Genomic DNA, 10,074 nt, shown 5'->3' on the forward strand with positions numbered 1-10,074 from the left:
ACAACAACCTGAAATTAAAAGTGGGGCTGCTGACTTTTTCAGCAGCCCCTAATTACAAGTTTTTTGCAAGCCGACGAAATGTTTTTTATCTCTCTGATTATGAAAATTATGTGTCTCTGCGTTTAGGCTTTTTTTACGGACTTTTGTAACAGTGTATGGCAAAAAAAAGCGCAGTTTTTTCTGCGCTTATTGGTCCCGGGAAATCTGAGGTTACGCCAACTGTACTCTTTCAATTTTATCTTCCTGAAGATTCATCGCCATTGTCCAGATGTGGGCTTCCGCTTTTACGACCCTGAAAATGATAACTTCAGGAGGTTTTTCCAGATGATTGCCCAATTCGCCAACCCAGGGGCGTTCTTTTAGAAGTCTTTCGGTCAACGATTTGTCGTTTAAAATCTCCACTTCTCCTTTTACTCTAAGTTCTTCCGAGCCTCCGATTTCATTGGTGGTTTTCAAGAATGCAACTTCCACTCTGGGGTTTTTCATGATTTGTGAAGCCAGGTTTTTGGTACTTCCTGTATGAAAGTAAAACCCTGTTTCGTCGGCATACCACATTAAAAGGCCCCTGACATGTGGCTGATCTCCATCAGTGGTGGCCAAATGGCACGTGGGAAACTGATTGGCAATGGCCAAAACCCGGCTAAGGCTGTTTGTTTGTTCCATTTTATGGTTCTTTAAAAGTTTATGGAAACAATGTTACCAAAACAGGGAGAGAGACCTTTTAACAATACTGTGAAGGTTTTTAATTATTCTCTTTTTGGGTGAATTTCATGCGGTATTGAGATGGCGATAATCCCTCCCGGTCAATAAAAAGATAAGAGAAATAGGAAGAACTGGTATAGCCACAGTCAAAAGCTACCTCAGTAAGGTTCTTTTGCGAAAACTTCAGAAGTCTTTTTGCTTTTTCCAGCCTCAGATGATTCAGGTACTCAACAGGGGTTTGGGAAGTTATCTCCTTAAAAAGTTTTGTAAAATGCGATACCGACAGGTTTACTTCTTCAGCGATGCGTTGGACGGTAATTTTTGAGTCGATATTCTGGCACATAAAATTAATGGCGCTATCGATTTTGTTCTGTGAAACCACCTTTTTATGAGGATTCTCTATTTCTGTTACAATTCTTGCAATTATGTTGGTAATAAGATGGTTCAATGAACCAATTATTTCCTTAGAACCGACCTGATTTTCCTGATGTTCCAGTACCAGAAGTTTCAACAGGGAGAGCAAATTGCTGTTTTTTGGAAAAAAGTTTCCTTCCAGTTTAAAATTTGTAATATCGATGTAATGTGAAAGCTCTTTTTCGAAATATTCTTTTCTGATAAAAATGGCATAATAGTTAGAAAATCCGTTTTCCATGATTTCCTGATGAGACACATCCGGCGAGAATGCACAAATATTGGGTGCTCTCTCCTCCGGAGGATTTATCTTTTTCCCATCCATAAGCAGGTGTCCTTTCATCTTGATGTTGTAAATAAAGGAATATCCCGGGTGACTGTGATTGGGGAGCGCGGCAAACTCACAAAACTTATAGACCGGAACAAAAACCGATAAATCGGGATGGAGACAAAATTCCAGGTTCTCCTGAAGGTTGGATAGTTGCGACTGAGAGAACCGGCCTACAAGATTATTTAGGATGCTGACTTGATGGGGGGAGAAAGTCATTGCTTTGAGATTTGCGTTAGCAAAAAGCCAGTCTGATTTTTCGGTTGAGCCGAAATGCCAGACTGGCTTTAAAGTTAATGCTTATTGAGAGAATAGGCCGTTAAATTTTTACAATTTCGTAATTATTAGCCACTAAAAAATTGCAAGATGCTTGAATCAACTAACAGACTGTCAGTGCTATAAAGCTCGACGTGAATCTTAGTTCTAAAAATCTTAGCATCTGTTGTTGAGTATTAGTTCTTTACAATTTTCTTTATTTTAACTGCTCCCTGGCTGTTGTTTGCTCTTAAGAAATAAATACCCTTGGCGAAGGGAGAGAAATCAACTGTTGTATCCTGGTTTTCGCTTTTATAGATAACTGTTCCCGAGAGGTCGATTATCTCAATTTGGACCAACTGGTCCGAGCTGATATTCAGAATTCGCTGCACCGGATTAGGATATACTTCAAGATCTATTTTGGGGGCATCAGCCAATGAAGTTGGGGTGTCGGAAAAAATAGCGGTGTAATCTGAGCTGAAGTCTGTGATAGTGGTTCCTCCAGGATAAGTGTTGCCGTTTCCATCTTCCCATTCAGAGAAGTATTTTCCAGCTTTCAGGGGTGAGGGTAATTCTAATTCGGGGTCAAAATAACTCATTGAAAAAGCATTAGAACCAATGTAGTTGATATAACTATTGTTTGAAAAGGAAATGTTTTCCAAATTGCTGTTGTAAGAGAAAGCTTTCTCACCAATAGTTGTAACAGTTGAGGGAATTGTAATTTGCTCAAGCTCATTGCTGTAAAAGGCATAAGTCCCTATGTCGGAGAGATTGGTACATCGTTCCAGATCAATGGATTTGAGAGAATTTTGCATAAAAGCAGCCCTTCCAATTTTTTGAAGTGTTGTTGGAAGAGTTAGTCCCATGATTCCTTTATGGGAAAAAATGCCATTGGTGGAGATTATCCCAATTTCTGTAATGGTTTGACCGTCCAGCTCGTCAGGGATGGTGATAAATTTGCTTTCAAAGTCGTAGGAGCATCCGGTAATTACTCCATTCTCGACTGTAAGATCATTGCTTCGGAGGGTGTAAGGTATCTTGGCGAAAATTGGAACACCCTCATAAATATATTCCTCGTTTGGAGCAAATTCAGTTCCGTATGAATCTATCCAATTTTCAAAATTGCTTTTTGCTGAGGTGGGTAGTTGAAGTGGTAAATTATATTTGTTTAAGGTAAATGCATAATTGCCAATTTCTTTTAGCTGACTGTTGTTTTCAAAATTCACAGATATGATCATGTTATCAAAGAAAGCTTTATCGTGAATGGTTTCAACAGAGGCTGGAATGGTCACTTCCCAGATATCTTTTTTTATAAATGGGCCGATGTTTTCATTACTTTCTCCATTACCCATTATGTCGGTTACTGTTTGTCCGTCAAGTTCTTCGGGGATGGTGATGAATTTTCCCCGGAAAGAATAACTGCAATTAGTGATAACCCCATTTTCGACTACTACATCAGCATCTGTAAGTGTGTATTCAATACGTGCCGTATAGGATAGAGTATTATCTTCGAGATTTGTTACAGTTTTTCCGTTTTCATCAATCCAATGTGTGTATTCATTTGTGGAGGATTGTGGTAATGTAATACTTCCGATGGGGATAGAATTATTGTAGAAAAAGGCAGATTCTCCAATAAACAGCAAGCTTGATGGTAATTCAATAGATTCCAGATCGTTGTTAAAGAAAGCAAAGGAGCTAAGGGAAATAAGGGTTTGGGGGAGCGTAACACTTGAAAGTTCTTTTCCTGCAAAAGGGGCATCGAACTGATTCCCTCCTGCAATTCCTGTAATAGTTTTTCCATCAAGGGTTTCAGGAATGATAAGGTCTTTTACTGTAAAGTCATAGGTACATTCAGTGATTACGCCATTTTCATCAACTGTCACATCATCATCTGTCAGGGTGTACTGCGAAAAGGCAGTCAGGGGCAGGGTCAAAAAGATTGTCAGAATTAAGGTCTTGATTGGGTTAGTGTAAAATTTTAGCATAGGAAAGGATTTTAGTGTTAAAAATCCTAAAATAAGAAAGATTATTTTTTAATTACTTTTTTTGCGTTTAATGTTTTTAAATTCAGGAAGTTTAGAATCATTCCAAAGAAAAGTTATTTTCAAACTTTACTCCAGTGCTACTTTCCGGGATTAAAGAATCGCCATGATGTCCATGTTGTTGAAAGCTATGCCGTTAAATAAACTCCAAGTCCTACGGGGGAGGGTAGTGCATACAATTATTAGTCAGGAGGAGGTCAGTTTTAACCGATTTCAGTTTTTTTATGACTTTGCGGCTGTAGGCCTGACGGTAAGTTTTTTTGAATGCCGGCAGGGGTGTAATTTTTATATTGAAAAAAGCCGGTGCTCTTGCATCTCTGGACTAAGTTTTTTTTTGTGTGTTGGGAGAATGTTTTTGAGTGAAAAATACTCCTGTAAAAACGATGATTAGTCCTCCTACATCGGAAAGTAGTAATGTGTCTCCAAAAGCAATCCAGGCCATTAACATGGTTACCGGAGGACTAAAATAGAACAATGCGGAGAATCGATTGGCTTCCATGCGTTCGAGTAGTTTCCACATGCTGGCATAAGCCCCCAGAGATACAGCCAGAACAAGCCACGTCATAGTGAGAATAAATGGAGGTTCCCATTGGGTTTTCAGACTTTCGAGGGAAAAGGCGGGAATCATGAACACAATGAAAGTAGCAAGGCTTTGGTAAAAAAGGGTCAGATCCATGGGCAGAATTCGCCAGTGCTGGTATAGTTCCATCTTCCGTTCGAGGAGATTCGCATAGGTCATCGCTGCTACGGAAACAAAAGGAATCAGGTAAGCTGTTGCAGCTTTGCTGTCGGAGAAATCCATACGGGCCAAAACAGTTAAGGCAACCCCGGCAAATGCTGTGATTAAGCCTATCCATTGGCCTGTTGAGGTGCGTTCTCCGGTAATGGTTCCTGAGAAAGCTCCGGTGGCCATGGGCTGTAGTGCTGTTACAAGTGCTACAATTCCTGCCGGAACGCCCAGATTCAGTGAGAATAGAACCCCACTCAACCAAACACCATGAGCCAGCAGGCCCACCAGCATATTTGGAAGGGTAACGGCCCAACCCGGGAAGCGGAGACGTTTAATTATCAACAGATACAAAAACAGAATTACGGTAAGGGCACCGTAACGCCAGAAGAGCAAAGTTAAAGGCCCCGTATAGGGCAAACCATATTCGGCTCCAACGAAACCGGAATTCCAGAGGATGATGAACGTGACGGGAAGTAAAAGATTGCTTCTGGTCATGGGCACAAATAATGAAATCCTAATATAACAATAGAATTTTGAAATCGCCAAAACGCAGAAAAAGAACTAATTGACAAAATTTATTAATTGGCAAAAAGCACTTTAAATCCATTGATGAGCATCTGCACGGCCATCATAACCAGAATCATTCCCATGAGTCTTTCGAGTGCGATGAGACCGCGTTCTTTCAGTATTCGAAGGAGTGTTGGAGCAAATTGCAGAATGATAGCCGAAAGAGCCCAGGCAATGATCAGCGCAAAAAACCAGTTGGTCATATTCCCCGGTTGGCTCTGGGTCATCAGGATGAGCATGGCCAGAACTGAGGGGCCAGCAATCATTGGAATGGCTATGGGGACCAGAAAGGGTTCGCCATCGGGTGTTTGGCCCATGGGGCCGTTTTTTTGCGGAAATATCAGTCGTAATCCGATGATGAGCAGAATAATGCCACCCGATATGGTTACAGCTTCCTGCTCCAAGTGCAGAAAGGTTAGTAGTGGTTTTCCTGCAAAAAGGAAAATAAGCAATATTCCCAGAGCTATAAACAATTCGCGCGCAATGATCACCCGTTGCCGTTTGGTGTCGATTCCCTTCAGTATGGAAAGCAACACGGGAATGTTTCCCAGTGGATCCATCAGAAAAAATAACAATACCGCTGCCGACCAGACTGAGGCTCCTAAATTGTCCATATTCCATTTATCTTTTTGTGAAAAAAACCGGCCGCGAAAGTAGTATTTATTTTTTTTGAAAAAAATGGGTTTTGGGGGAGATTTACCCCTTGGCTGTGTTGTAATTCCACCATGTATGATTGTGTGGAGTCTTTAGCATGGGGCCACGGGGTGGTCAGTTTCTGATGCCGTTGGGTTATTTCTTTTCTAAAAGACTTGTTCTAATTAAATAAAGCAAAGTAAAGAGGCCGAGAAGTAATGCTGCAATCACATAAATGAATTTCTCCACACCGAAATAATCCAGAATAAGGCCGGTGATATAGTTGATTAGTAAATTGCCCAGCAGGCCCATTGCCATTACCAGACTAAGGGCGGTTCCCGGATTTTGGGGGAAATGACTTACAGTAAATCCCATCATTACCGGAAAGAAAGCCGCCATGCCAAGGCCCATTATGGCGATCCCCGAGAGACTGATCAGGAAGGAATTACCCCATCCGAAGATAATTGTTCCGAAAGTGAAAATTACCATGCTGATAAGCAATACACGGAAAGTCGGATATATCTTGAGAAAACGGCCCAGCAAAAGACGGGCGAACGTAAGGCCCGAAGCACTGATGGTGATGGCATATAGCCCTTTTTCGTATGTCACCCCGGTTATTTCTGAAAGGTAAGAAGGTGCCCAGACAGGAATTATGCCTTCTACCGATCCCTGGAAGAACATATAAAAGCCAAAAAGAAGGATTGCCGGATGCGTAAACATGAGGAAGAACTTCTTAAGAGGGATGGGCGCTGACCTGCCGGCTCCGGGGAATTTAAGAAACGAGACCAGTAGAGCGGGAATAAATAGAAATCCCGCTACCAGTGTCAGGATAGTCTGATAGGGAAAATCATTCTCAAGCAGGAGCGAAGTTAGCAAAGGCAATCCCAATGCACCGATACCATAGAATACGCCCAGCAGACTTAAATATGCGCTGTTATTCTTTGGGAATATATTGGCTACTAGCATATTGGCAGCTCCGTTGACAGCCCCTCCGCCTGCTCCTATAAAAAAGAAGAATGCCGGAACATAAATTACCAGAGGCGTGTAAACAATTCCTGTTATACCGGCAATGGCCAGCAATAATCCGCCCAGCATCAACGGCTTGTAGCCCCATTGTTCTACCATTGGACCAAAGGAGAAAAGACCTAAAAACACCCCCGCTGCCAGTACGGATGCACAAAGGCCGATGAAAAGTTTATCTACGCCAAACTCCACAATCAGGAAATTGTTGATGGTACCCACTACCACCATGGTGATTCCGAAAAGCATCATCACCAGTCCGGCGACCCAGAATTGTTTTGTTTTCAATTGCATACAGAAGCATTGCGAAAATTATAGTTTATCGAAGTTAAAAATTTTATCAAAACATTTGTTAATCTACCATATACATAAAACAGGCTGAAAGCCTGAATGCAATGGCCCCGGGCAACCCCCTGGGGTTGTCGTTGCCCCTCTCTGGAGTTGTCCAAAAAGCCTATTAATTAGAGGCTTTTTTTTTTCTGAACGAAGTGAAGGATTTCACTGTCAGAATGTTCTGAGAATTAAAATGCTCAAATAAACAAAATACCGTGACTTTTTGGACGCTCTCGATGAGGTAGCGTCATTGCAGGAGGAGCGTTTTAAGGAAAACAACTGGCATTATTCCTGGGGGATGGGAAGTCTTTATATTCTACAGTTACAAATGATTGCATTGTGTGGGGTAAAGGAAAAGTTTATAACAAAAACCACCCGGAAAATCCAGTACCCGGGTAGTTTCAAATTGGCTGTCTCTGCAACAGGTCTTTTCGTTGTGTGTAAAAGGAGTGTGTGTTGTTACAGTTAGAAAGCCTCGCCTTGTAAACTTTTAATGATGTCGTTTTTCTGAGTTGAACCAGGTTGCTTTGTGCCAGATGGTTTCCAGCGGGCCGCGTTTGTATTGACCTGCCCACCAATTGCATCCGAACCAGGTAATAACAGCCAACACCAGTCCGATCAGAAATGCCGGAGTGGTGTTGGCATGTTGATATAACCCAAACCCAAACCCATAATAAATTGTAGCCCCCACAATGGATTGAAAAACATAATTTGACAAACTCATTTTTCCGATGGGAGTGAAAATATTGAGTGCTTTCTGCATACGTTTGGAATGAAACAGCACCACAAATCCTGAAAGCAATATCACCATAAAACAGAGGTTTGTCCAGGAAGATTGAATGATGGTGAAGGAGCGCCGGATGGCCTCACTTTCTATCAGACTCCCTGTACTGCTTTGAATGGCGAATAAAGGAATAAACGCTACCGCCGAGATGATTAAAGCCTTGATCCAAAACCGCTTGTTTTCGGAGTTCCAGGCAAACAGTTTTCGGCGACCGGCAAGCATTCCAAACATAAAAAGAGCCAGGATGTGGAAGTATCGCCCGTTTTCCCAGTTCCAAAGCAATACAGCCACTTTGCCATTGGTCAGATTCCCTTTAATGGTCGCAAGCAATGATTCTCCCCCTGCGTACTCACCCATTTTCCCGAAATAGGCCCATGATGTGGGATCCGATAACTGCATGTCGGGGTTTTGAATGGCCATAAAAAGCCGGACCATTTCGTAAGGTTGCAAAAACAGGATTAAAGCGATGACAAAAACAGCTTTGTCATTGAGCCTGGCTACTGGTATCAGCAGGACTCCGAGCACAGCGTAAATCGATAAAATATCGCCCTGAAAGAAAGCTGAATTGATGATTCCAAATATCAACAGCAGAAACATACGCCATGCAAAACGGGGCCGAAAATCTTCACCCCGCTTCTCCTGATTGTGCATCTGTATGTAAAAGGTGAGACCAAAAAGAAGTGCAAACATGGCATACGACTTTCCGCCAAACAGGAAAAACATAGTGTCCCAGATGCCCTGGTCTATGGCCGCCATCCACTGTGGGATATTTTCCGGCACATAATAAAAGTCAAAGTGCTCAATGTTGTGCAGTAACATAATAGAAATGATGGCAAAGCCACGCAAAGCATCTACTACATAAAACCTTTTACTTTCTGAAATCATGATTGTATTTGCTAAATGAGAATCAAATGCTGTTATCAAAATTAGAGAAATTGCAGGTACTCTGTAATAGTAGGGGGTAAAAGTAGTTGCTAAAAACGTTAAAAAACTCATCGGCAGGCGTTTAGGTTTTTTGTTTCGCCCGAAAAAGTAGTGTGAGTGGAGTGTTGGCTGAATAATTACAATTTTTTACTGGTAACCGAGGAACCTACAGTTTTTAGAATAGATTGCTTTCCCGATAAACCGGGACAAACTGTTTCACTCGCAATGAACAACCTGTCTCGGGAAGGATGGAGGTTGGGAGGGGGCGTTTTCGGCTGCATGGAAAACGAGCCCTTTCAACCCCGGAAAAACTCAAGTCTGAATTCATTGTGAACGCATTGAAGCAATTTCAATTTTTTATTTGTCCGGAAATTTCTATATGTCTAGACTTCTTCCTGACATCTTATGTCTATGCCGAAATCTCGGGATTAATTCTGGCAGGCCCGATTTTCATTACCATTTCCTCAAATTTCTCGCGTGGAACAGCCGCCCGGTTTCGGGCCCTGGTGCGGTAGTTGTAAATGGTGCTAAGCGAGTAGCGTAGAAACGATGCAATTTTCACACTGTCGGTTATGCCCAGACGGATAAGGGCAAAGATTCGCAATTCGGTATTGAGTTTTTCTCCGGGTCTGGGCTCAGGCTTTTCCTCATCGGTAAGCAGAGCATAGAACTCGTCCACAAATGTGGGATAGAGATTTAGGAAGATGGTGTCGAAATTACTGTACAGTTCTTCAACTTCTGTTTCAATAATCGAGGTTGATTTGAGCATTTTAAAGAGTTTCTCATGCTCACCGTTGACCGCTTTTTTATTGAGTGATTTCCGGTAATCTTCCAGTTTGTTGATGTAACTGGAACAGAGGTCGAAAAAATGGGCGATGTACTCTTCCTTTATTTGGTTGGCATCCTGTAGCAAAGTGTTTCGTTCGTTAAGCTGATTGTTCTTTTTGCTGATGTCGTTGTTGAGCCGAATCAGTTCTTGGTTCATTTCATCTAGTTCGCTGCGAATGCGGGAAACTTTGTCCTTTTGTTTATACACGTAAATGACAGCCGCTATCAGAAAAAGAGAGAGCATACTGATGAGAAACAAATAAAGAAGTAGCTGGCTTCTTTGGTTATCAATCTTCTCTTTGTAGTTGGCATTGATAAAAGTGAAAAACTGTGTGAGATAATAGGTTCTGAACTGCACGTTGCAGAATAAAGCATCATTGAGAGCCACCTGGGCATAGCGAAAAGCCCGTTCAATATTTCCCCTTTCGTATTCCAGTCCGGCCAGATGATGAATGGAGGAGTTGTCTTTGGTGGCTTTGCGAATGGCGTTAATGGCTGAAAGGGCATAATATTTTCT

The 10,074-nt window shown here is 41.9% G+C and carries 8 protein-coding genes; all 8 read right to left on the reverse strand.

The genetic code is table 11. From position 1 onward, the window contains the following. Positions 1-210: 210 nt before the first annotated feature. A complete protein-coding gene (locus tag QZZ43_RS11305; protein WP_291859189.1) occupies positions 211-663 on the reverse strand; it encodes a pyridoxamine 5'-phosphate oxidase family protein in 453 nt (150 codons plus the stop codon). Positions 664-742: 79 nt separating this feature from the next. Then, positions 743-1,660: a helix-turn-helix transcriptional regulator gene (locus QZZ43_RS11310; protein ID WP_291859192.1), complete on the reverse strand. Its 918-nt coding sequence runs from the start codon at positions 1,658-1,660 to the stop codon at positions 743-745. 233 nt (positions 1,661-1,893) lie between these two features. After that, entirely contained in the window at positions 1,894-3,681 is a 1,788-nt protein-coding gene (locus tag QZZ43_RS11315; RefSeq protein WP_291859196.1) for a leucine-rich repeat protein, read from the reverse strand. Positions 3,682-4,060: 379 nt separating this feature from the next. Further along, entirely contained in the window at positions 4,061-4,963 is a 903-nt protein-coding gene (locus QZZ43_RS11320) for a DMT family transporter (protein WP_291859199.1), read from the reverse strand. Positions 4,964-5,046: 83 nt separating this feature from the next. Next, complete coding sequence (locus tag QZZ43_RS11325) at positions 5,047-5,649, reverse strand: MarC family protein (protein WP_291859201.1); 603 nt, start codon at positions 5,647-5,649, stop codon at positions 5,047-5,049. A 175-nt stretch (positions 5,650-5,824) separates the two neighbouring features. Further along, entirely contained in the window at positions 5,825-6,982 is a 1,158-nt protein-coding gene (locus QZZ43_RS11330; RefSeq protein ID WP_291859204.1) for a sugar MFS transporter, read from the reverse strand. Between the two features lie 529 nt (positions 6,983-7,511). Further along, positions 7,512-8,690: a DUF418 domain-containing protein gene (locus QZZ43_RS11335; protein WP_291859207.1), complete on the reverse strand. Its 1,179-nt coding sequence runs from the start codon at positions 8,688-8,690 to the stop codon at positions 7,512-7,514. Positions 8,691-9,138: 448 nt separating this feature from the next. Next, on the reverse strand, positions 9,139-10,074 hold a 936-nt coding region (locus QZZ43_RS11340), incomplete at its 5' end, for a DUF6377 domain-containing protein (protein WP_291859209.1).

This window comes from Marinilabilia sp., from assembly GCF_016278715.1.
Taxonomy (GTDB): domain Bacteria; phylum Bacteroidota; class Bacteroidia; order Bacteroidales; family Marinilabiliaceae; genus Marinilabilia.

Excerpts from the sequence above, each read along its gene's own strand:
- QZZ43_RS11315 (WP_291859196.1), bottom strand. The coding sequence starts at position 3,681 with ATGCTAAAATTTTACACTAACCCAATCAAGACCTTAATTCTGACAATC.
- QZZ43_RS11320 (WP_291859199.1), bottom strand. The coding sequence starts at position 4,963 with ATGACCAGAAGCAATCTTTTACTTCCCGTCACGTTCATCATCCTCTGG.
- QZZ43_RS11310 (WP_291859192.1), bottom strand. The coding sequence starts at position 1,660 with ATGACTTTCTCCCCCCATCAAGTCAGCATCCTAAATAATCTTGTAGGC.
- QZZ43_RS11335 (WP_291859207.1), bottom strand. The coding sequence starts at position 8,690 with ATGATTTCAGAAAGTAAAAGGTTTTATGTAGTAGATGCTTTGCGTGGC.
- QZZ43_RS11330 (WP_291859204.1), bottom strand. The coding sequence starts at position 6,982 with ATGCAATTGAAAACAAAACAATTCTGGGTCGCCGGACTGGTGATGATG.
- QZZ43_RS11325 (WP_291859201.1), bottom strand. The coding sequence starts at position 5,649 with ATGGACAATTTAGGAGCCTCAGTCTGGTCGGCAGCGGTATTGTTATTT.
- QZZ43_RS11305 (WP_291859189.1), bottom strand. The coding sequence starts at position 663 with ATGGAACAAACAAACAGCCTTAGCCGGGTTTTGGCCATTGCCAATCAG.